The sequence below is a fragment of the Embleya sp. NPDC025285 genome (assembly GCF_055558835.1).
Window position 1 is genome coordinate 64,964 of record NZ_JBVHLU010000040.1, and the last position, 21,118, is coordinate 86,081.

The 21,118-nt window shown below is 69.2% G+C and carries 17 protein-coding genes and 3 pseudogenes; 12 read left to right on the forward strand and 8 right to left on the reverse strand.

Annotated elements, in window-relative coordinates; genetic code table 11:
- Positions 1–353: 353 nt before the first annotated feature.
- Entirely contained in the window at positions 354–1,256 is a 903-nt protein-coding gene (locus ACZ4FV_RS26050) for a LysR family transcriptional regulator (protein WP_465323350.1), read from the reverse strand.
- Between the two features lie 187 nt (positions 1,257–1,443).
- Between ACZ4FV_RS26050 and ACZ4FV_RS26055 the strand changes: the two genes are divergently transcribed.
- Entirely contained in the window at positions 1,444–1,737 is a 294-nt protein-coding gene (locus tag ACZ4FV_RS26055; protein ID WP_395861548.1) for a DUF1330 domain-containing protein, read from the forward strand.
- A gap of 608 nt (positions 1,738–2,345) precedes the next feature.
- Here ACZ4FV_RS26055 and ACZ4FV_RS26060 read toward each other — a convergent pair.
- Entirely contained in the window at positions 2,346–2,747 is a 402-nt protein-coding gene (locus tag ACZ4FV_RS26060) for a winged helix-turn-helix transcriptional regulator (RefSeq protein WP_395861546.1), read from the reverse strand.
- Between ACZ4FV_RS26060 and ACZ4FV_RS26065 the strand changes: the two genes are divergently transcribed.
- Positions 2,746–3,612, forward strand: a complete 867-nt coding sequence (locus ACZ4FV_RS26065) for an NAD(P)-dependent oxidoreductase (protein ID WP_465323351.1) — start codon at positions 2,746–2,748, stop codon at positions 3,610–3,612. The two genes, ACZ4FV_RS26060 and ACZ4FV_RS26065, sit on opposite strands and share 2 nt — an antisense overlap.
- 65 nt (positions 3,613–3,677) lie before the next feature.
- Here the strand turns inward: ACZ4FV_RS26065 and ACZ4FV_RS26070 are convergent.
- A pseudogene (locus ACZ4FV_RS26070) lies at positions 3,678–4,389 on the reverse strand (IS701 family transposase); the annotation flags it as partial.
- A 226-nt stretch (positions 4,390–4,615) separates the two neighbouring features.
- A complete protein-coding gene (locus ACZ4FV_RS26075) occupies positions 4,616–4,987 on the reverse strand; it encodes a MerR family transcriptional regulator (RefSeq protein ID WP_395861841.1) in 372 nt (123 codons plus the stop codon).
- Between the two features lie 164 nt (positions 4,988–5,151).
- Between ACZ4FV_RS26075 and ACZ4FV_RS26080 the strand changes: the two genes are divergently transcribed.
- Positions 5,152–6,099 (forward strand): alpha/beta hydrolase family protein, encoded by a 948-nt coding sequence (locus tag ACZ4FV_RS26080; protein WP_465323362.1) that lies wholly within the window; start codon positions 5,152–5,154, stop codon positions 6,097–6,099.
- A gap of 297 nt (positions 6,100–6,396) precedes the next feature.
- Here the strand turns inward: ACZ4FV_RS26080 and ACZ4FV_RS26085 are convergent, their stop codons facing one another.
- A complete protein-coding gene (locus ACZ4FV_RS26085) occupies positions 6,397–6,795 on the reverse strand; it encodes a DUF4158 domain-containing protein (protein WP_465323363.1) in 399 nt (132 codons plus the stop codon).
- 196 nt (positions 6,796–6,991) lie between these two features.
- On the opposite strand from ACZ4FV_RS26085, the gene ACZ4FV_RS26090 reads away from it, so the two are divergent.
- Together ACZ4FV_RS26090 and ACZ4FV_RS26095 are read left to right on the forward strand one after the other, a co-directional pair.
- Entirely contained in the window at positions 6,992–8,503 is a 1,512-nt protein-coding gene (locus tag ACZ4FV_RS26090; RefSeq protein WP_465323352.1) for a hypothetical protein, read from the forward strand.
- A gap of 298 nt (positions 8,504–8,801) precedes the next feature.
- Positions 8,802–9,608 (forward strand): hypothetical protein, encoded by an 807-nt coding sequence (locus tag ACZ4FV_RS26095; protein WP_465323353.1) that lies wholly within the window; start codon positions 8,802–8,804, stop codon positions 9,606–9,608.
- A 376-nt stretch (positions 9,609–9,984) separates the two neighbouring features.
- On the opposite strand, the gene ACZ4FV_RS26100 is transcribed toward ACZ4FV_RS26095, so the two are convergent.
- Positions 9,985–11,664 (reverse strand): MFS transporter, encoded by a 1,680-nt coding sequence (locus ACZ4FV_RS26100; protein ID WP_465323354.1) that lies wholly within the window; start codon positions 11,662–11,664, stop codon positions 9,985–9,987.
- Between the two features lie 145 nt (positions 11,665–11,809).
- Here ACZ4FV_RS26100 and ACZ4FV_RS26105 point away from each other — a divergent pair, with 145 nt between their 5' ends.
- Positions 11,810–12,307 carry an Lrp/AsnC family transcriptional regulator gene (locus ACZ4FV_RS26105; RefSeq protein WP_465323355.1) on the forward strand — a complete coding sequence of 166 codons (498 nt, stop codon included), beginning with the start codon at positions 11,810–11,812 and terminating at the stop codon, positions 12,305–12,307.
- Positions 12,308–12,726: 419 nt separating this feature from the next.
- Here the strand turns inward: ACZ4FV_RS26105 and ACZ4FV_RS26110 are convergent, their stop codons facing one another.
- The gene (locus ACZ4FV_RS26110) at positions 12,727–13,092 is read right to left on the reverse strand and encodes a hypothetical protein (RefSeq protein ID WP_465323356.1); all 366 of its coding nucleotides are present in this window, start codon (positions 13,090–13,092) and stop codon (positions 12,727–12,729) included.
- On the opposite strand from ACZ4FV_RS26110, the gene ACZ4FV_RS26115 reads away from it, so the two are divergent.
- The 3 genes and pseudogenes from ACZ4FV_RS26115 (at position 13,070) to ACZ4FV_RS26125 (ending at position 14,981) form a co-directional block, all read left to right on the forward strand.
- Positions 13,070–13,702, forward strand: coding sequence for a hypothetical protein (locus ACZ4FV_RS26115; protein WP_465323357.1), 633 nt, complete (start codon positions 13,070–13,072; stop codon positions 13,700–13,702). The genes ACZ4FV_RS26110 and ACZ4FV_RS26115 overlap by 23 nt on opposite strands.
- Before the next feature lie 109 nt (positions 13,703–13,811).
- Positions 13,812–14,279 (forward strand): annotated as a pseudogene (locus ACZ4FV_RS26120) (ATP/GTP-binding protein); the annotation flags it as partial.
- A 114-nt stretch (positions 14,280–14,393) separates the two neighbouring features.
- Positions 14,394–14,981 carry a hypothetical protein gene (locus tag ACZ4FV_RS26125; RefSeq protein WP_465323365.1) on the forward strand — a complete coding sequence of 196 codons (588 nt, stop codon included), beginning with the start codon at positions 14,394–14,396 and terminating at the stop codon, positions 14,979–14,981.
- 246 nt (positions 14,982–15,227) lie between these two features.
- On the opposite strand, the pseudogene ACZ4FV_RS26130 reads toward ACZ4FV_RS26125, so the two are convergent.
- Positions 15,228–15,449, reverse strand: a pseudogene (locus ACZ4FV_RS26130) (RNA polymerase sigma factor SigF); the annotation flags it as partial.
- A 474-nt stretch (positions 15,450–15,923) separates the two neighbouring features.
- Between ACZ4FV_RS26130 and ACZ4FV_RS26135 the strand changes: the two are divergent.
- The 3 genes from ACZ4FV_RS26135 to ACZ4FV_RS26145 all read left to right on the forward strand — a co-directional run bounded on the left by ACZ4FV_RS26135 (position 15,924) and on the right by ACZ4FV_RS26145 (position 20,424).
- Positions 15,924–16,970, forward strand: coding sequence for a TerC family protein (locus ACZ4FV_RS26135; RefSeq protein WP_465323358.1), 1,047 nt, complete (start codon positions 15,924–15,926; stop codon positions 16,968–16,970).
- 1,340 nt (positions 16,971–18,310) lie between these two features.
- Positions 18,311–19,639, forward strand: coding sequence for an NAD(P)/FAD-dependent oxidoreductase (locus ACZ4FV_RS26140; RefSeq protein ID WP_465323359.1), 1,329 nt, complete (start codon positions 18,311–18,313; stop codon positions 19,637–19,639).
- A complete protein-coding gene (locus ACZ4FV_RS26145) occupies positions 19,636–20,424 on the forward strand; it encodes a DUF1365 domain-containing protein (protein WP_465323360.1) in 789 nt (262 codons plus the stop codon). Before ACZ4FV_RS26140 ends, ACZ4FV_RS26145 begins: the two co-directional genes overlap by 4 nt.
- The last annotated feature ends 694 nt before the right edge of the window (positions 20,425–21,118 follow it).

Below are 21,118 nucleotides of genomic sequence, written 5' to 3' on the forward strand. Positions count from 1 at the left end.
AAGAACGACTCGGGCCCGTCGCGATCGGGAGCCGCACACCATGGGCCCGGTGGAACGCGGGCCGTTCCGCCGGGAAGTTCGTCGCTGCGGAACGATCCCCGCGTTCGCGGGGCGGATGAGGTCGTGCCCCGTGTTCGCTCCCACGAGATCTCGGGCTGGGCGAGGACGTCGCCGCGGTGTACGACTCGGACCGGACCCGGGGCCATCGCAGGATGCTGATCCGCCGGCGTGGCGAAGTCGTGTCGGACATTCGGCAAGACCGCCGTCGTCGTCGTGATCACCGCGAAGTCCGCCGGGCGCAAGGTCTTCGGCCTCGCCACCGCAGGCGTGCGTCTCGCTCGACCTCTTGCGCGTCAGTGCGGCAGCCAGTGCAACTCGTGCGCCAGGGTTTTGGCGACGGCACGGATGCGGCGGTGTAGCGGCGACTGCTCGCGTGGGAGGACCAGGTGGATCGTCAGGCTTGGCGCGCCTCGCAGCGGTCGCCAGGTGAGACCGGCCGGTTGTGCCGTGGCCGCGGCTTCTCCGGCCGGGGCGAGGGTGACGCCGTCGCGCAGGTCGCGCTGAGACATGTCGAAAGAGACTGCGGGCGTGTGGAATCGGGGGTGTGGTCGGGTGTCTCGGAACAGTGCGGACAGCTGCTCGTGGATCACGGGGTTGGCCGCACGGTCCGGGAGTCGCAGCGGATACGCGGCCGCGTCGGCGATCTCGATCTCCGGGTGTTCGGCCAGCGGATGGTGCTGCGCCAGTTGGACCCCGACGCGCTGACGCCGCAGCGGGAACCGGCGCACGCCACGGCCCGGTTGTTCACCGCGGGTGATCCCGGCATCGATGCGGCCGTCGGCGACCGCGGGGGAGATCTCCGGTGTCGCCATCGGGACCGCGCCGACCTCGAGTCCGCTGTTGCCGCGAATCAGCCTGTCCACCAGGGCCGGTGCCGTCTCGGCCCCGGTGCTGAGGCTGTATCCGATGCGCAGCGTGCCCAGTTGGCCGGCCGCCGCGCTCCGGGCGGTGTCCCATGCCCGGTCCAGCGCCGCCAGCGCGGGCGGCGCGGACTCCGCCAAAGCCGCACCGGCCGTGGTCAATACGACGCTCCGCGTGTTGCGGACCAGCAGGGCCGTACCGAGTTCCGCCTCCAGTCGGCGCATCCGGGCGCTGAGTGCGGGCTGTGCGATACCGATCCGTGCGGCCGCGCGGGTGAAGTTCAACTCCTGCGCCAGCACCAGGAAGTACCGCAGGCTCACCGTATCCGGCGCCACGCGCCCTCCCTGCCGATTGATAACGATCCGTTCTGAGTCTATCCCGTATCGGTCTTTCCCTCGACCGCACATCCAGCCCTAGCCTGCGCATATGACGATCCAACCGACCGCAGTACCGGTCGCCGGATCGATCGATCCGAGTGTCGATTCGAAGTCGGACGTATCCGGCCGAACACAGGAGGTTTCCATGGCCAAGGGCTACTGGGTCAGCGTCTACCCCGCCATTTCCGACCCCGAGGCGCTGACTGCCTACGACAAGCTGGCCGGTCCCGCCGTCCGGGCCGGGGGCGGACGCACCCTGTCCGTCGGCGGTCGAGTCGTCGCCCACGAGGCCGGAATCACGCAACGCGTCGTTCTGATCGAGTTCGACAACTTCGAACAGGCCGTCGCGGCATACGAGAGCGAGGCATACCAGAAGGCGCTGGTGGCTCTCCCCGACGGCTACGAGCGCGACTTCCGCATCATCGACAGCATCGACTGACCGGCCGGCCGCCCAGCCATCGCCGAGCATCCGTCACCCGATACGCACACGCTGCCGTACGACGACTCACGAGACGACTTCGAAGCCATGCCCCGCGTCCCGGTTCGTCGTCGACGTCCTCGACGGCCTGATCCCTGTCGGGCGGATCGAAGAAGCGACGCGACGTCCGGGCCGGCCGGACCGTCTCGCTGACCTCGTCGACGAAACCCACCCTCGCCCGAAGCGAACCGGGAACCGCGAACCGCGAACCGGGAACCGCTTCTCACACGACAGATCGGTCCAGCGAACACAAGGCATCGATGACCGGGGGCGCATCCTGCATCCCTCTGCCGTGTGCCCCGTCGGGGCTACTCGGAGTACTACTGACAAACAGTTTGAAGAACCGCAGGTCGAGACCTCTTTCGAGGGGTTTCGATCTGCGGTTCCTCTGTTGTCGAAGCAGCCCGGGGCGCCGGCGGGAGGGGCCTGTTGCTGCCCGCCGTCCCACCGGATCTCACACCCGGCGAGCGGCCGGTGGCCCCGTCGCCGGCCGTCGGCGTACCGCCCCGGGGCGACGAACGCCAAGGCGGGAGGACGACGTGGGCACGTACCTGAAGGTGCGTACTTGATCAAGGGCCGGCGACCGGGAAGTCTTGTTGAGGCGCGCCCAGTCCGTCGTCCGATACCGCCCCTGTCCTCGCGGCCAGGTGGTCCCGACCCCAGGCGGAGAGCAGTTCCAGCAGTTCGTAGAGCCGACGGCCCCGTTCGGTCAGCGAGTACTCGACCCGGGGCGGCACCTCGTCGTAGTCCTCCCGGTGCACGATCCCGTCGGCCTGGAGCTCCCGGAGCTGCTGGGTCAGCACCTTCTCGCTGATGCCGGTGACCAGCCGCCTGGTCTCCCCGAAGCGGCGCGGACGCTCGGAGAGCGCCCACATGACGAACGACTTCCACTTGCCCTCGAACACCCCGACGGCCACACCCATCCCGCATGTGTGCGGATCGGTCACCGTCACTACCTCGGAGTTCCCCATGTCTGCTTCCCCCGTCACCGTTCTCGGCCTGGGCCCGATGGGCCGGGCTCTGGCCTCCGCGTTCCTGGCCGCGGGCCATTCCGCAACCGTCTGGAACCGTACTCCGGGTCGGGCGGACGGCCTGGTGGAGAACGGCGCCGTCGAGGCGGGCACCGCCGCGGAGGCGATCGCGGCGAGCGACCTCGTGGTGATCTGCGTGCTGGACCACGAAGCCGTCCGTGCCGTCATCGCCCCGCACGCCGCCGAGCTCGAGGGCCGGACCCTGGTCAACCTCACCGCCGGAACCCCCGACGACGCCCGCGCCACCGCCGAGTGGGCCGACGCGCACGGCATCGGCTATCTCGACGGCGCGATCATGGTTCCGACGTACCTCGTCGGCGGCCCGTCCACCCTGGTCCTCCACAGCGGCCCGGCCGATCTGTACGAACGCCACCGGGACACTCTCAGGGCCATCGGCGGCACCTGTGTGCTCCTGGGCACGGACCCGGGCCGTGCGGCGGCGCACGACGTCGCACTGCTCGACATCTTCTGGACGGCACTGACCGGTGTCGTCCACGCCTTCGCCCTCGCCGGGTCCGAGGGCGTCACCGCATCCGAGCTGGCTCCCTACGCCAAGGGCGTCGCCGCGCTCCTGCCCGACGTGATCGACGCGTTCGCCGAGCAGGTCGACACCGGCAGCTACCCCGCCGGGGGCTCCAACCTCCGCTCGGCGACGGCGATCATGTCCCATGTCCTGGAGGCCTCGCGCAGCCGGGGCGTCGACAGTACGGTGATCTCCGCCGCCCATGAGATCGCGCGCCGGGGCATGGCGGCCGGTTACGCGGACGACTCCTACGCCCACGTCGCCGAGCTCCTCCGCGGCTGAACCCGCCTCTCGGCCGGGACGGGGCGCCGTCGTTGATCCGGTACTCCAGCTGTAGGTCGTGATCTTCATGTCTGGGATGCGGCTTGTCGCCGATAATGACCGGCTCGTGATCGTGCCTGGTGGCGGCGCCGCCGGGCGGACCGGTTGAGTCGATGGGCCGGCGGTGTGCGTGTTCGTCGGCGTTGCAGGTCAGCGGGATCAGGTCGGTTCATCACCGTCGCTGTCCGGCGGACCCAGGAGGGTAGCGGCGGGCCTGGTGATCATCCAGCCCGACCGGCCCCTTCCCGCTCCGGAAGTCCTCCACCCGCCATCTGGAACCTGCGACCTCGACCAGGGTGGCCAGGGATGCCGGCGTGGTGGAGTGACAGCGGTAGTAGGCGAGTTCACCGGTGATGCGGTTGCGGCGAACCAGCACCTGTGGCGGCCCGGTGCCGCTTCGGCGAGGCCGATGACAGCCCAGTCGCAGAACCGCGGTCCCTTTGCTCCGCGTCCGGCCGAGACGAGCCTCTGCCCGGCTCGTTTCGGCACCTTCTTCACCAGGGCATCGGCTCGGAACGCGTCTGCGTCGGTGGGCACTTCGGCCGCGCAGGCCACGGCAAGGACGTATCCGATGCCGCGTTCCTCCAAAGCCGTCCGCAGTTTCGGGATACCGCCGTAGACCTCGTCACCCGTGACCCAGCCCATGCGGTGTCCGGCGGTCAGGAGCCGTTCGATCATTACCCGGGCCAGTTCCGGCTTGGTCGCGAAGACGGCGTCCTCGCCGAGCCCCGCAGTCCGGAAAGGGGTCCGGGGCCCTGTGCGCCGAAGAGGTCGCACAGCACCACTCGGCCGGAGAGTGAGCGGCTGAGGACACGCACCGCCCCCTGGACGACCTTGCTCGTCAATCGGTCGGTTGCTGGACATCTGCGTTCCCGGCCGCAGAGCCCGGTTCTCTCCTCGCCACGTGCCGCCGCCCGGCCGTCTTGGACGGCCGGACGGGGACGCGCGAAAGCTCGGCTGCCGACTACCGGGGCCGGCAGCGTTGGCCCGTTCGCCAGTTCGCGGTGGCGGCGGCAATGACGGTGCCCAGTCTGTCCCGGGCGCTCACCAGATCGCCGATCCGGCTGTCGATGCGATCCCGTTCCGCCGAAAGCCGGTCGAGCAGTTCGGGCGTTGCCTCACCGTTCACGACACACGGCAGCAGGTCCGCGATCGTCTTGCTCGGCAGCCCGGCGGCGTACAACTGCTGGATCAGCCGGACACGGTCGACCGCGCTGTCCGGGTACTGCCGCTGGCCGCTGGGGCTGCGTTCCGAGGCGAGCAGGTTCTGTTCCTCGTAGTAGCGCAGCGCCCGAACGCTGACGCCTGCCCTGGTGGCGAGGTCGCCGATACGCATCATGTCTCTCCGATGTGAGCCGGGCCACACTTCTTGCCTCTGACGTCAGCGTCAGGTTTTAGCGTATCTCGCGACGGCTCGCCCCCTCCGCCCAGGCGAAGGACGAGACCGTGACCGGCTTGTTCGACAGCTTCCCCATCGGAAATGCGAAGGAAGATCCGCCCATGACCACATCAGACGCGCCGGCCACCGACGTGGCCGTCACCGCCCCCGCCCCCATCGTCTCGGTGAAGCCGGTGGTACTGGAAGCACCGGGCCGTGGCGAGGGCCTGCAGGTGAGAATCTCCGCGCCGACAGCCGGGAGCGAACTGCCGATCATCGTCTTCTCGCACGGTTTCGGGTCGTCCTTGAACGGCTACGGTCCCCTGGCCGACTTCTGGGCCGCTCACGGTTTCGTGGTGATTCAGCCCACCCATCTCGACTCCAGGACCGTGGGTCTTCCCCGGGACGATCCCCGCACACCGCGGCTCTGGCGTTTCCGCGTCCAGGACATGAAGCGCATCCTCGACCGGCTCGACCTGCTGGAGGCCGCCGTTCCCGGTCTCGGCGGGCGCCTGGATCGAAGCCGCATCGCCGCGGCCGGACACTCCTTCGGTGGCCAGACAGCGGGCAATCTGCTGGGTCTGCGCGTCCTCGATCCGGTGAGCCGGAAGGCGGAAGACCTGTCCGACCCGCGGATCAAGGCGGGCGTGCTGCTTGCCACGGCCGGCAGGGGCGGAGCCGACCTGACCCCCTTCGCGGCCGAGAATCTCCCGTGGTTGAAGGGACAGGACTTCGCGCACATGACCACGCCGACCCTCGTGGTCGCGGGGGACGAGGACGAGATACCGCTGTCCGTCAGGGGGCCGGAGTGGCTCGCCGACCCGTACCACCTGAGCCCGGGGCGCAAGAGCCTGCTCACCCTGTTCGGGGCAAAGCACTCCCTCGGTGGAATCGCCGGCTACGAAGTCCGGGAGACGACGGACGAGAACCCCGAGCGCGTGTCCCTGATCCAACGGGTCACCTGGGCCTACCTTCGCCACGCGCTCGGCATCGAGGACGCGGGCTGGACGACAGCGCAGAACGCTTTGTCGCAGAGCGTCGCCCCCATGGGGCGGATCGAATCCAAGTGAAACTCCGCGAAACGAACCACCTCCGGGGGCGCTGCGGGCGGCGAAGGTGGCGTTCGCGATATGCGCGGCGATGGCGCGGGCCGCCTCCGCCGACGGGTACCGCCGCCGTACGTGGCGCAGTCTCGGCCTGCCCCGGGCTTTCGCCGAGCAGATCACATCCGTCGCCCCGGGCTCCTTGGGTATCGTCCCCGAGGCGTAGCCCACCGCCCCTGGCGCGTCTCGATTCGCCGGATTCCGAGATGTGGGTGCGGTGGGGGCCGGCCGGCTCACGCGCGCGATCGCTCCGCCGCCGGTTCCTCAATCGCCCGCGGCACGGGGAGCGGCCACGGTGGCCGCCGCGAGATCGAGGCAGGCGGCCATGTTCAGGTCGACCTCGCCGAATGGGCGCACGTGGAACCCGAGGTGTTCCCGGATCTGCGCGCGGTGGTGCTCGACCGTACGGCCCGCCCAGTCGTAGGAATCCGACTCCGAAGGAGGAACCCGAACCTGCCGGGCGACGAACCCCACGGCCTCACCGGGCAACTCGACCCGGCCCCGCGGAAACCTGCCGTACTGCCGCCGAACTTCAGCAGCACGGCGAAGCCCAGCCGCGTCACACCCCGCTTGCCGGACACAAGCGCCTGCTCGTCCTGCAACAGCGTCCAGTGCTCGACCGGTTCGTCCAGGTCCAACGGCGTACGGGCCACGTTCGTGGATGGTCCTCGCGCGGGCTCACACACCGCAGCCGTACGGCCAAGGGGCTCACCCGCACGAGGGATGCCTCGCAAGATCACTGCCGTTGGCGGCTGGTGACACGGTTCCTACTGACACCCGGGGTAACGGTCGCGGCCGTACCCGAATGGCTTACGAGGCTTTTGGGTTGTTTTGCGATATCGGGGATCAAGATTGCTAAATGTCGCAAATTGCCCTTCGGTCGCCGCTGGTGTTGGGGCTCGTGTGTGTGGTGTGTGCCGCCGGCGGACTCGCCCTGACCTCTCCCGAGATGGGGTTGGGGTGGGACGAGATCGTCTATGTGAGCCAGTACGCCCCGAGCACGCCGGCCGCGTTCTTCAGCGCGCCCCGGTCCCGGGGCGTGGCGCTGCTGGTCGCGCCGGTGGTGATGGTCACCGATTCGACGGTTCTGCTGCGGTACTGGCTGTCGGGGGCGGCCGCGACGGCGCTGTTTCTCGGGTATCTGCCGTGGTTGCGACTGGTGCCCCGGCCGGCGGTCGTGCTCGGTGCGGTGGGCGGCTACGCCACGTTGTGGATCACGCTGTTCTACGCGGGCGCGGCGATGCCCAACCACTACTCGGCCATGGCCGGGGTCTCGGCCGTCGGCTGGTACCTGTGGGTGGCTCGGGGTGGGCACGGGCGGCTCGCACTGGCCGGGTCGCTCGCCGTCGCGGGTCTGGTCCGGCCCGGCGACGCCTTCTGGCTGGCGCTGCCGCTGATCGTCGCCACGCTCGCGGTCCCGGCGTGGCGGCGGGCGGACCTGTTCGCGGTGATCGTGGGCGGATCGTTCGCCGGCGTGCTCGCCTGGCTGGTCGAGGCGCATCTTCGGTTCGGCGGGATCCTCGAACGGGTGCACCGCGCGGGCGAGATCCAGGGCGGTACGGGGCTGACCTTCTCACTTCGCGAGACCGCTTCCGCGTTGGACGGGCCGCTGTTGTGCCGACCCTGTACCGGCGACTCGGTAGCCGCCCCGGCGCTCGTGTGGTGGTGCGCCCTGCCGGTGTTGGTGATCGCCGGCGTGTGGGCCGCGCGGCGGGCGCGGCTGTCGGCGCTTGCCTGGCTGCCCTGTGCCGTGGGCGTCTCACTGGCCGTCACCTACGTCCTGCTCATCGACTATTCCGCGCCACGTTTCCTGCTGCCGACCTACGCCCTGCTCGCGCTGCCCGCGGTCTGGGGTCTGCTCGCGGTGATCAACGTGGTCCGAGGTCGACTCGGGCGTCGGCGGCCCCGACTCGTCCTGGGGGCGGCGCTCGGTGTGGCGCTCGCCGGACACCTCGCCGTCCAGGTACTGATCACCGCGCACTGGGCGGACAGTCACCGGGAGACGCGTCGGGACTGGGAACGGATCGCGCGGACTGCGCGCGCGGCGGGCATCCGCCCGCCCTGCCTGCTCACCGGCACCGAGGCGATCCCCATCGCCTACTACGCCGGATGCGCCTCGGCGGCGCCGTCGGGCAACAACGCGACGCACACCCGCGATCACCTGATCGCCGAGACGTACCGTGTGCCCTCGGCACTGCTGACCAAGAACGGGGCCGCCCCACCGGCGTGGGCGGCCACATGGCGACGCCACGTCGTCCCGGGCACCGCAACCGACTCGACCTGGGTCGTCCACGTCCCCGAGTGGACCCCCCTGCGGGCCGCCCCCGGCGTGGCCGGCCGCGGGATCCCACCGGAGAGCCCGACGCGGTGAACCGACTGCAGGGCGAAGTGCGCTCAGGTCGGCTTGCAGGACGGCGTCGGGCGTGACGTCGCCCTCGTCGGTCGAGTGCGTGCGGTAGGCGGCCGGGGAGTCACGCCGATCGGTCCACATACGAGCAACCACTTCGCCATTCGCCAGTTTGCGGACGTGGATGCTTGCGTCGCACGGTCGGCCAGGTGGACGGCTTGGTCGTGGACCGGCCGTGCCGGTGCGGGCCCGGAGTTCTTGTCGATGTGGTCGATCAACCAATCGAAACTCCGTGCGGCGGCGGTGCGGCTACCCTGCTGGAATGCCGTACCAGCTCAACGCCGTCATTGGGGTTTTCGACCTGCTCAGGAGCCGGACTGCCGGGACTCGGGAAGCGGTTGTCGCCCCGCTCCGACAGCGCATGGGGCTGGTGCCCGTCACCAAACAGCTCCTCGAGGAGCCGGCGGGTTTGCCCACCGGTCAGGACGGCGCCGGGTCTGGTCAACCATTCACAGTGATGTCCCCGGCCTTCGAGCAGACCTTGAGCGACTGGTCCCGGGGCGGGCCGATCGCCTACGTGGAGGCTGACTTCCACGGGGGACACGGATACCAGACCGCTGCCGTGTGGCGAACCGGCGCGAAGGTGTGGGGTCCGGCCCATACCCGGGTCTTCACCGGCCCGCGGGAAGACTGGCCGATCAATGCCGCGCTCGCCCTACTCGATGTCGTTCCGAGCAGTTCCGAAGAAGCGAGCTCCCACGACGACCTGTTCCTGGAGGTGGGGCTTGGTTGGGAACAGGACGTGGACGGCTGGCAGTTGGCCGGCCGGGCCGCTCGATGGGCGGCAACCTACGACGAGTGGCATGAGGAGCAGCTCGCGGAGCACGAGAGAACAGCGCGTGCTGCTGCGGAGTGCGAGAAATACAGGAGGCTCCCAAACGTTCCGGTGGCTCTGGGCGGTAGGGCGATCATGGAGCTGCTCGGCCTGCCTCCGGGCCCACTGATCGGTGCGGCCACTCGCCATCTACAAGATCTGCATCTCGAACGCAGCCCGCTGTCACGGGAAGAGGCCGTGACCGGGCTGCGGACCTGGGCCGTGGAGCAGGACACGGTGCGCCGAGGCCGGTGACCGGTCGAGTACTCGTTTCATGAGGACCTCAATCATGCCGCCGCCGAGGCGTGGATGGCGCGCTCCGAACAGAGATGACGCAACACGGGTGAGAGGTCCTTCGCGGCCACAAAACGTCAACACGCCCGTGATCATGAGAGCCTCTTGCTCGCTTCGTCGCGACCCATCCGGTTTCCCGACAATGCACGGCCTACTGCCGGTCGCTCCTATTCGTCGCATGTGCTACTCGGTGGTCACGCCCGCGACAGTCGAAACGATCACGGTCATCCACACCCCGACCAGCACACAAACCCCCACAGCACTCATCAACTCGACCAACGACCAACCACCACCCCCCAGACGCAGACTCACACCCCCGAGGAAGGCGACTCCCGCCTCACGAACACCCCCGGCCCTCCAACCCGCACGGCGCTCCCACCGACCGCGGAACTCCCGGAGTCGCCCGGCTCCCAATCCCCTCACCTTCGGTCGAGGGGCCCGCCTCGACCACATCCTCCATCTGCTCCGCTTCCTCGACTCCCTCCTTCTCCCGGCTCGGCGCCGAACGGAACAACGCCCAACTCGCCGCGGCGAAAAGCCACACGGCGATGCCGCCGTAGAGGGTGATCAGCTCGAACCCCTGGATGAGCGCGTGTGCCCGGATCGTGTCGGTCGGGTCGAGTCGGCGCAGTTCGGGGAAGGCACTCCGCAGATCCTCCGCGTCGTCGCCGTTGGCCACGCGCTCGGTCAGCGACCGCAGGCGCGCGGTGGGCAGGCGTTCCGGCAGATGCGCGCGCAGGTAGGCGGAGACACCGGCGGTGAGCAGCAGCCCCATCATGGAGATGTTGATCGCGAGCGACGTCATCCGGGCGGTCATGTCGAGGCCCGAGGCCATGCCGGCGCGCGCGGTCGGCAGCGAACCTGTGGTGGTGTTGGTGACGGGCGTGTTGGCCAGCCCGAGTCCGATGCCCGCCACGGTCATGCCGGGCAACAGGTCGGCCCAGGTCGGGTTGTCGGTGCCACTGCCGATCCACATCAGGAAGAATCCGCACCCGATGACGAACAGCCCCGCGGGTATCACGACTTCCGCACGCAACCGGAGCAGCAGGCGTTCCGCGAGCGGCGGCAGCACCAGGGTGGGCAGCGTGTACGCGAGCAGGGCCGTGCTCGCCGTCACGACCGCGTGCCCGAGGCCGTGTTCGAGGTGCGCGGGCAGGTAGATCATGAGCGGCCAGAAACTGAAGTTCATCGCGGCCGAGCCGAGCAACGCGCCCGAGAAGCGACGATTGCGGAAGACGGCGAAGTCGAACATCGGGTGCCGACCGACCCGTTCGGCCACCACGAAGCCCACGAGCGAAATCAGGGTGAGGCCGAGCACCATCGTCATCGCGGGGTTCGCGAGGCCCGACGTCGGGGCCCGTGTGATGACGAACGCCAGGCCGAAGATGCCCGACGACAGTGTCACCAGGCCGAGCACGTCCACGCGCGTCGCGTGCGGGTCGCGGGACTCGCGGACGCCCCACGCCAGAAGCGGCAGTGTGAGCAGCGCGATCCCCACGTGGACCAGGAAGACCCACCTCCAGTCGGCGACCTCGACGATCAGACCGCCGATGGCCGGCCCGAGGCCGAGCCCCGCGCCGAAGACGATGCCCCAGACGCCGAACGCCCGGGCCCGCGCCCGCCCGTCCGGGAACCGGTGGGCCAGGATCGCGATCTGGCAGATGAGCATCGCCCCACCGCTCGCCCCCTGGAGGAAGCGGGCGGCGATCAGGAGCGGTGTCGTCGTCGCGAGCCCACACACCAGCGAGGTCGCACCGAACGCCGCCACCGCCGCCGCGAGGACTCGCTTGCGGCCGAACCGGTCCGCAAGAGACCCGGTCGCCATCAGCACGGTCGTCACACCGATCGTGTAGGCGTTCATGATCCACTGGGTGTCCGAGAACGAGCCGTGCAGAACGGTCTGCAACGTCGGCAGGACGACCGGGACGCTGGAGATCTCCAGCCCGAACATCAACGCGGACAGACAGATCGCCGCCAACGCGAGGAACGCGTTGCCGTCGGCGCGCGGGTGTTTCATCACGAGTCCGTTCCTCCCCTCGAATCACCGGCCCGACGGATCGCCGAACCAGCGTCCATCGTCGTCGGGACGGCCCGACGAACGAACACGCGATCACCGGCATCCGACCCTTCACGGACTCGCATCCTGCGGTATCGTCCGCGTCATGGCGTCGAATCCACGGCAGGCGATCGATTCGACCGACGTGGCGATCCTGTCCCTGCTCCAGCGAGACGGCCGTATGAGCACGGCCGAGCTGGCCCGTGAGATCAACATGTCCCCGTCGTCCACGGCGGACCGACTGCGCCGGCTCACCGATCACGGAATCATCAGCGGCTACCGAGCCGTGATCGACCAGGCCGCGATCGGCCATCCCTTGACCGCGTTCGTCCGCCTCCGCTTCGGCGGCGCCGCCAAGAGCGCCTTCCTGGACATGCTCCGAAACACCCCGCAGGTCCTGGAGGCACACCACGTTACCGGCGAGGACTGCTACCTGATCCGGGTCGCGGCGCGATCCATGGAAGACCTGGAGACCATCTCGACCAGGATCGCCGTCTTCGGCCACGTCACAACCAACATCGTCTTTGCCAGCCCCATCCCTGCCCGCCCCCTCACCCCGGACCTATCCCCCACAACCGACGCCGGCAACGCTCAGCCCGAATAGCCCCACCCCCGAACCACCCGCATGCGATCTGGGAGTGTCGTCGACCTGCGGGTGGAGTCGGTCGAGCAAGCGTTGGATCTGGTCGACCACGGCCTGCGGGTGCGGCTGGACCGGGGTTCGGTTGTGCGCAAGCGGCGGTCGGTGGGGGCCGCCACGGATCGGGGGACGTGGGTGCGGATCGAGCGCCGTCCCCTAAAGCGCATCGACGGTCAGGGCTGGAACGGCGTCGAGAGCGCGGCCGTGTTGACGGGGATCGCGAAGCCGGAGTGGTTCGCGGGCATGTCATGGCGCGAGGCCGACGCCAACGCCATGTGGCATGTCGACGAGACCGCGCTTGTCCCCGAGACCCCGGTGAAACCCGGCGGCCGACCGGTCGTCGACCCCGACCTGTCGCGGGCGTGGTGGCGACGCTCGGCTCGTTACTGGTCGACCGTGTCGAAGGGCTCGTCGTGCCAGTGCCGGATGATCTTCACTCCCTGCCTGTCAGCGGCGATCGCCATCCTGTCGGTGATGCGGACCCCGCCGAACTCCTGTGTGCCGGGCCCGCGATCATGTACGCGAGACGTGATCGGTGGGGGCCGGGATCGTGGGAGCGGAAGGGGGATTCTCTTGTCGAGACGAGTACGAATCGCGTCGGTGCGATGCGCGTCCGCCGTGGTGGCGCTGGCGATGGTATTTCTCGGCGGGTGTGCCGAAACACCCGATTCGTCCGGGCGTTCGCATGCCGAGAGCTCGAAATCGGCGTCCGGTGACAATTCGACGGTGAGTGATCGTGTGCTGTTCACCCGGATCCGCCTGGCCACGACGAGTACGCGGGGGACGCACGCCCGGGCCGAAATCCGCATGCGTGGCCGGATTCTTCATGTGGAGTTGCGTGGCGACTTCGCGAGCGGGAATTCCACGCTCGTGTTGACGGAAGAAGCGGTCGGGGTGTCGGTGGAGGTGCTCACCGTCGACTCGGACATGTACTTCAAGGGCAACGCGAACTATTGGAACAGTGAGGCTCGGCTGGTCGATTCCGGACGTGCCGCGCAGTTCGCGGACAAGTACGTGGTGGTGCCCGCGGGCAGCCCGCTCCGCAAACGGCCGGTGGAACTGGTCGACCTGGCGGACGTACGCAAGTTGGGCGACGCCATGGAGGAGAGTGTTCGCAGACCCGATGCCGTCGTGAACGGTCGCCGAATGATCGTGCTCACGCAGCCGGACGAATCCCTCGGCACGGCCACGCTGTACTTCCCGACCGAGGGACCGCCGTTGCCGATTCGGGTCGAGGCAACCGACGCGAAGGGCGACGGCGTCACCCTGGACTGGTTGGACTTCGACCGACCAGTCGACATCCGGCGACCCGCCGCAGAGCTCGTCCTCGACCTCACCGGGCAACGCGCAAGATCCTGAGGGCCGTGGCGACGGGCGTTCGGCGCCGTCGACGTCGTCCCACTCGCGGTTGTGGGCCGGGTCGAGCAGTGCCCGCGTGTTGCCCAGGTTCAGCCGGGTGTGCACACGGACCGCGAGGATGACCCAGGCGCGGATCGTCGACGCGGTGTGCCACACCTACCGCGAGGCGGGAGTGAGGCTGGTCGCGATCGACGAAATCCACCGCCTCAACCCGCGCACCACCACCGGCGCGGAGACCGCCGATTTGCTGAAGGACCTCACCGAACGCATCGGGACGACGCTCGTGTACGCGAGCATCGACGTGACCGCCACACCGCTGTTCGGCGGGCTACGCGGGGCACAACTCGCCGGACGGGCCTCGCTGATCGACTGTGGGGCGTTCCCCGCACGGTTGGGGAAACGCGAACCGTTCAAGGAGTTGATCACCGGAGTGCAAACCGCCCTCGACCTGAACACACACCGACCCGGGACACTCCCCCGCCTCGCCTCCCACCTCCACCGGCGCACCGCCGGACGGATCGGAAGCCTCACCCGCCTCGTACGCCAAGCCACCATCACCGCGATCGACGACGGCACGCCCACGCAACTGCTCTGGTCTCGAACGTTGTTGCCGGCCGCCTCGTTTCGGGGGAGCCGGGTGGCAGGATGAGGGCATGATCTCGATCCGAAAGGCCCATGCCTCGTAGGCCCCTTGCCCTGCTCCCACAAGAGCCGTCGCGCCGCAGCCGGTCACACCGCACGCGGTCATCCGAGCGTCGCGGCGTCCGACCACGCGCCGTTCATCCCCATCGAGCGGGCACGCCCCGAAGCGCCGATGGTGTCCGAAGCGCGTGAGCGCCGGCGGGCGTTGGCAAGTTGCCTGCCGGGCAGCGCAGCCGGCCGAAAACGTTCACCGAGCACGATCAACGTGAACTGCACCCAGTTGATGCGGACGAGCCGGTACGGCTTGTGGGTACGTCTGCGGGAACTGCTGAACGAGCGCGGACTCAGCCCGGCCGATACGGTTCTCGTCTACCTTTTTCCCGACGGCGACAGCGAGTTCGGCACCGTAGTGTCGGACGGCGGCCGGGTCTCCTCGTTCGACCTGCGCTACAACCGCGAAAACGAGAAGTGCGCGCAGCCGTCGTCGAGCGGTGGCTCGACATCACCGATCAGTGGCAACTGGAGCCCCGTTACCGTCTTCATGGCCCCGCAACGGGGCTCCCGGCCTTCGTGCGCGGCAGTACACTCCCCAGCCGGTCAGGCCGCGAAAATTCCGCCCGCCGACAACGTCACATGAGACAACTGCGGCGACATAATCCCACCCGACAACGTCGACTGCGATCGGGTCGCCGAACGGTCTCATCACGGATTGCACCCGAGCAGGCCAGGCATTGCAGCCAGGCAAGATCAACCGAGACGGGAAATCGGTCCCGGCCTCGGAATCGTGCTCACAACCCGCTCGCGCTCGAAACCGGGGACCACCCCCCTTTTGATGGCGAACGAGTCCTCGTTCGCCGGGCACGTCGAGGTCCCGGGCACGCGTGTTGAGTTCGACCAGGGTGTTGCGCACGCACTGGTACTCGTGCGTGCCCTCCTCCAACACCCGCAGCCGGTCGAACAGGACCTTCGACATCGCCCGCGCGTCGGTCGCCGAGACACCGCCCGGGTCGTCGACGATCGGCAGGTCGGCGAGCGCACCGTTCCGGCTGCGGCGGTCGCGGTCGCGTCGGGATCCGGCAAGGCGGTCGCGGCGGTGTGGGTTCATGCCGGCGTTGCTTTCGGGCCGACTCTGGGCCGCAGCATTGTGCCCGGTACTGCGGGACGGACAAGATCGTCCTGCCATCCCTTCCGGCCGTAGCTCGGCTGACCCTCCTGTAGCGTCGCTGTGAAGTCGACGTACCAGGCCGTCGCGGCCCACCGGTGAGGCGTTGGCGTCGGTTCCGACGTCAAGGTGGCGGATCCGGACCGTGCCTTCGTAGACGCGTGCCGCGGTCAAAAATGGACACCTGCGGCGTAGTGGTACTTGGGGGTGCAGACAAAGCCGAGGGAGCGGAGTCCCCAGCTTGGCAGAGGTGGTGGGTGACTTCGCGCCATCACGCGTCTTGTGAAAAACCACCGCCTTTGCTCACATCATGCCTCCGGCCGACTTCGCCCGCCCACATGCTCCGGGGGGCGCAATGCCGGACACTCCCGTGTAGGGGCCGGCGTATTTCGCGCGGGCCATAGTGAGGTGGTCGGCGTGCTTGAGGTCCCGCTCTGGCTGTGGGTGGCGTTCGCCGCGACGGTGGTCGTATCGCTGGTGGTGGACCTGCTCTCCCACCGCACCGCGCACGTCATCCGCTTCAAGGAGGCAGCTGCCTGGAGCGGCCTGTGGGTGAGTCTCGCCCTGATCTTCGGCGTGGTCGTCTTCCTCGTCCTCGGCACCACCGCCGGCACCGAGTACACGACAGCCTGGCTGCTGGAGAAGAGCCTGTCGGTCGACAACCTGTTCGTCTTCGCCGTGATCTTCGCGTACTTCAAGGTGCCCCGCGCCCACCAGCACCGCGTGCTGTTCTTCGGCGTCATCGGCGCACTCGTCTTCCGCGGGATCTTCCTCGCCCTGGGCGTGGCCGTGGTCAGCCGTTTCACCGCGGTGCTGTTCGCCTTCGCGGCGGTGCTCTTCTACAGCACCTACAAACTCCTCAAGGGCGAGGATGAGAGCTTCGACCCGGGCAAGAGCTTCGCCGTGCGGATGCTCCGCAAGGTCGTCCCGGTCCGAGACGAGTACGCCGGGGCGAAGTTCTTCGTCAGGGAAGCCGGCAAGAGGGTGGCGACTCCACTGCTCGCGGTGGTCGTGGCCATCGAGGCCGCCGACCTGATCTTCGCTGTCGACAGTGTCCCGGCCGTCCTTGCGGTCAGCGACGACGCCTTCGTCGTCTACACCAGCAACGCGTTCGCCATCCTCGGCCTGAGGGCCCTCTACTTCATGCTCGCCGGCCTCCTGGACCGCTTCCATTACCTGGGCACGGGCTTGGCGATCATCCTCGCCTTCATCGGCGTCAAGCTCATCCTTCAGGCGTCCCACAAGATGATCAGCCCCGGCATCCCGGAAGTCCCCTCACCGATCAGCCTCGCAATCATCGTCGTCGTCCTGACAGGTTCCGTGGTGCTCAGCCTCAGAAGGCCCGCCCCGACAGGCGTTGTCGAACAGACCGACGAACAACGGGCCGACTCCGAGCAGCCCAGCCCACCACCTGCGGCGGACAACCCCGAGTCCCCACCCGGTTCACCAGGTCGGGACGCTTGACCCGCGATCGTAGCTTCGTCGTCAAGGTGGTCCTGATCTGGTAGATCGTCGTCGTGTCGGACGTTCACGCGCCGGTGGACGGAAGATCTTCTTCGGCGCATGCGCAGGAGGCCGGCCGCCGAAGATCCAGTGGGGACGTGGCCCGCTCATGCCGCGCCTCCGGGCAGCACGATCGGTTGGGTGCCGGCGCCCGACACGGCCGCCGCGGTGGGGCGGTCGGCTGCCCGACGGTGGTCGGCCGGCAGTTCCTTCCGCGGTTTCATGGGTTCGCCCCGTTCTGCGAGTCGGGTCGACGACGCTCACAGCGGGACCCCTCGCCGGCGTCGACTGTGGGGTTCGGAATACCCTGCCGCAGCGCCGGCTCACCGCTTCGTGCTCGGTCGGTGCGCATGCGGATCCTGGGCGGGCGGGGCCGCTCCTGTTCTCGCGGGGACGGCGCGTGAACCCGCCGAACGGGACGAGGCCATGGGCGCGGCCCGATCGCGGCATACGGCCATGACTGGGGTTGCGCTCGGAATGAGCGGCGTCTGCCTGCAACGCAGGAGCAAACGGATGCCCCAGCACCCCTCCCCACCGACTCCAAGCGCTTCGGGCGGCCCACCCGGTCACTCTCCGGCCCCCGCAGCCGACCCGGTGCATGTGCTCCCCGCAGGGGCGGGCCGCCGTGCGTACGCCGGCACCTTGCTCCCATACGATGCATAAACGTTGCGTTTGGTGCTTTAAGTGAGAGGTTGCGAATATCGGAACAGGCGCCACGAGGCGTCCGGGCAGCGCGGACCTCCGTCGTGGGCGAGTCGAGGCGGTTGGTCGATGCGCTTGCCGCCGACACCGCGGAGACGCGTGTGGCGCAGGGACCCGAAATGTTGCCGACGCGGAAGGGCACCATGAAGCCGAGCCGCCTCGTAGTCGGGCACGGGTGCCCTCCCGCCGAGGCCCCGGAGGGCAAGGCGTCGACCGGTATCGGCGTCCCGCCGGCGAACCCCGCCGAGTGGCAAGGAAGCCGGCGCGCATGCAGCCCTCGCATCGGGATCGCCTCGATGGTCGTGTGCCCGATAGGCCCAGCCGTCGGGGGACTGAGCGCCGTCGACCGTCTGGAGCGGGCCGTTGTGAACTGAGTTCCCCCACCCGGTCGAAGGCATCCACGCTCTCGAAGCCTTCCGTCGGTCTCGGGATCGGGGACGCATCGGCCGCATCGCAATCGACCGGGGCGGCCGATACCACCTCCGATCCGCGCGGCGGGCAAGCCGGTCGATCCATCCGCGTACGCGCCCCGAGAACCGGTACGGGCGACAAGACAAAGGGGACCGTGTCGCGGTCCCGGACGAGGAGCACACGCATCGATGTCCGACACCGTCTCCACCACCCAGAACACCCCACCCGCCCGCACCGGCGCGCCTATGCGCCGGGTAGCGGTGGTGGGTTCCGGCGTCGCCGGGCTCACCGCCGCGTATCGGCTGTCCCGGGCGGGGATCCAGGTCGAACTGTTCGAGGCGGACGGCCGCCTGGGCGGCCACGCCCACACGCAGACGACCATCGAACCGGACGGGCGGGAGCCGGCCCTGGACACCGGGTTCCTGGTCCACAACGAGCGGACCTACCCCCACCTGACCAGACTCTTCGCGGAGTTGGGAGTCCGCACCCAGGACAGCGACATGAGCATGTCCGTGCACTGCGACGGGTGCGGTCTTCAGTACGCGGGCGCGCGCGGCCCCGCCGGTCTGCTCGCCCGGCCCGGTGCCGCGCTGCGCATCCGCTACCTGCACCTGCTCGCCCAGGTGCCGCGCTTCCACCGGCTCGCCCGCCGGCTGCTCGCCGACCCCTCGGCAGGCGACCCCACCCTGCGCGAATTCCTCACGGCCGAGCGGTTCTCGCCCTACTTCGTGAACCACTTCGTCACCCCGATGGTCTCGGCCGTGTGGTCCTGCGCCCCCGATCTGGCCGGCGACTACCCGGCGCGTTACCTGTTCGTGTTCCTCGCCAACCACGGCATGCTCGGCGTGACGGGCTCACCGACCTGGCGCACCGTCGTCGGCGGCTCCCGCACCTACGTCGACAAAATCGCCGAACGCCTCACTGCCGTGCACCGCTCCACCCCCGTCCGGGCGGTACACCGCCACAACGACGCTGTCACCGTGATCACCGACGACGGACACCGCACCCGGGCCGACGCCGTCGTGGTCGCCACCCACGCCGACCAGGCACTACGCCTGCTCGCCGATCCCACCCCGAACGAGCGCGAAATCCTCGGCGCCTTCGCCTACTCGCACAACCCCACCGTGCTGCACCGTGACCCCTCGCTCCTGCCCGACGCGCGGCCGGCCCGCAGCTCCTGGAACTACCGCATGCCCCACTGCACCGCACCCTCCGACCGGGTGCAACTCACCTATCACCTCAACCGCCTGCTGCGCCTGGACACCAGTACCGACTACCTGGTCACCCTCAACGAGGACCCACGGCACCCGATCCCCGAGCACTTGGTGCTCTCCCGAACCCTGTACGAGCACCCGATCTACACCGCGAGCACCCTCGATGCCCAGCGCCGCCTGCCCGAACTGACCACCGGGCACACCGCGTTCGCCGGCGCCTACCACGGCTGGGGCTTCCACGAGGACGGCTGCCGCTCCGGCGTCGAGGCGGCCGGGGCCCTGCTGGGAGTGAGGGCGTCGTGAACACCCTGCCCGGACGCTGGGGGGCCGTCCTCTACGACACCCGCACCACGCATGTGCGCACCACGCCCCGCAGACACGCCTTCCACCACCGCGGATACCTGTGGCTGGTCGACCCCGACCGGCTTCCCGCCGTGCCCTGGCCACTACGGCCCCTGGCCCGATTCCGCCCGAGCGACCACGCCGCGGACGCCGCCCACCCCGAGCTGACGATCCGACAGGACCTGGACCGTTACCTCGCCGCGCGAGGCGTCCGGCTCGGCAACGGCCGGGTGCTGATGCTCACCCAGGCCCGTTCCCTGGGGTACGTCTTCAACCCGCTGACCGTGTACTGGTGTCGCGACGACGCGGGCCGCCCACTGTGCACGGTCGCCGAGGTGCACAACACCTACGGCGACCGGCACCGCTACCTGCTGCGCCCGGATCCCGCAGGCAGGACCCGGACCCCCAAGGAGTTCCACGTCTCGCCGTTCTTCCCGGTCGACGGCCACTACCGGATGACCCTGCCGGAGCCGGGCGAGTATCTCCACCTCACCGTCCACCTGGAACGCGCCGGAGGCCGGGCTTTCACCGCCACCGTCCACGGCACCGGCCGCCCCGCCGGCTCCGCCGCCCTGCTGCGTGCCGCGCTCACCCACCCCTTCGCCACCTGGGCCGTCAGCCTCCACATCCGCTACCAGGGCGTCCGCCTATGGCTGCGCGGCGTTCCCGTGCACCCCCGTCCCGCCCCCGGCCGCCCCCGATCGGCCGAGGACCCCACCCCCACTGAAGAGCCGCCCACGTCGTGACCACACAGACCTCACCGGGCGCACGGTGCCCGCTCCGACCGTGGCGAACCGACGCTCCGGCCACGCGATCCCTGGTCGGCGCACATTCGGTGCGGCTGTGGGCACTCGGCACAACCGGCGACGTGCCGGCTGCGCGATCTCCGCCGTCACAAGTTCGCGTGCGATCCCCTCGGTGAACATCACGCGATCGTGTCACGCACCGCGCAGGTAACCTCCTGGGCTTCGTCGTCGAGGCCCAGGGCGATTGGGCCGACAGAGGCGTGAATCATCGTGATCCGCTCACGAGTGGACGGGGGCGCCCGCACCACGCACCTCACCCGGGCGTGCGCCGGATTTCTTTGACCAGGCGTCCGTGCGAGGGCCTTTGGGCGGCAGCCGAGCTTGCTGAAGACACCTCCTTCGTGGTGGCCGTGCGGGCTGTGCCTCGGCGTCCGGCGACACCAGGACCCCGATTCGCTCTCGCAGCCGGGCTCCTTCACCATGTTCCGGCCGCGTTCGGAGACCGGGTCGGGGCGGCCACCCGCTCGCGCGTGTGAGGGGCGGCACGCGCACGAAGACCCCGCCGCGACCCGGACGTGTCGGCCCGCTACCCCGATCGCTGTCGGCAACGGTTGAATTGAGGTTCTGGATCAATTTCCGTGCCAGAGCCACGGAGGGTCACCGGAGCCGCGATCATGAACGGTCGTGGCTGACG

Bases quoted from the DNA above. Each gene is read 5' to 3' on its own strand.
- ACZ4FV_RS26075 (WP_395861841.1), bottom strand. From the start codon at position 4,987: ATGCGTATCGGCGACCTCGCCACCAGGGCAGGCGTCAGCGTTCGGGCG.
- ACZ4FV_RS26140 (WP_465323359.1), top strand. From the start codon at position 18,311: ATGTCCGACACCGTCTCCACCACCCAGAACACCCCACCCGCCCGCACC.
- ACZ4FV_RS26080 (WP_465323362.1), top strand. From the start codon at position 5,152: ATGACCACATCAGACGCGCCGGCCACCGACGTGGCCGTCACCGCCCCC.
- ACZ4FV_RS26095 (WP_465323353.1), top strand. From the start codon at position 8,802: ATGCCGTACCAGCTCAACGCCGTCATTGGGGTTTTCGACCTGCTCAGG.
- ACZ4FV_RS26090 (WP_465323352.1), top strand. From the start codon at position 6,992: ATGTCGCAAATTGCCCTTCGGTCGCCGCTGGTGTTGGGGCTCGTGTGT.
- ACZ4FV_RS26105 (WP_465323355.1), top strand. From the start codon at position 11,810: ATGGCGTCGAATCCACGGCAGGCGATCGATTCGACCGACGTGGCGATC.
- ACZ4FV_RS26065 (WP_465323351.1), top strand. From the start codon at position 2,746: ATGTCTGCTTCCCCCGTCACCGTTCTCGGCCTGGGCCCGATGGGCCGG.
- ACZ4FV_RS26060 (WP_395861546.1), bottom strand. From the start codon at position 2,747: ATGGGGAACTCCGAGGTAGTGACGGTGACCGATCCGCACACATGCGGG.
- ACZ4FV_RS26100 (WP_465323354.1), bottom strand. From the start codon at position 11,664: ATGAAACACCCGCGCGCCGACGGCAACGCGTTCCTCGCGTTGGCGGCG.
- ACZ4FV_RS26055 (WP_395861548.1), top strand. From the start codon at position 1,444: ATGGCCAAGGGCTACTGGGTCAGCGTCTACCCCGCCATTTCCGACCCC.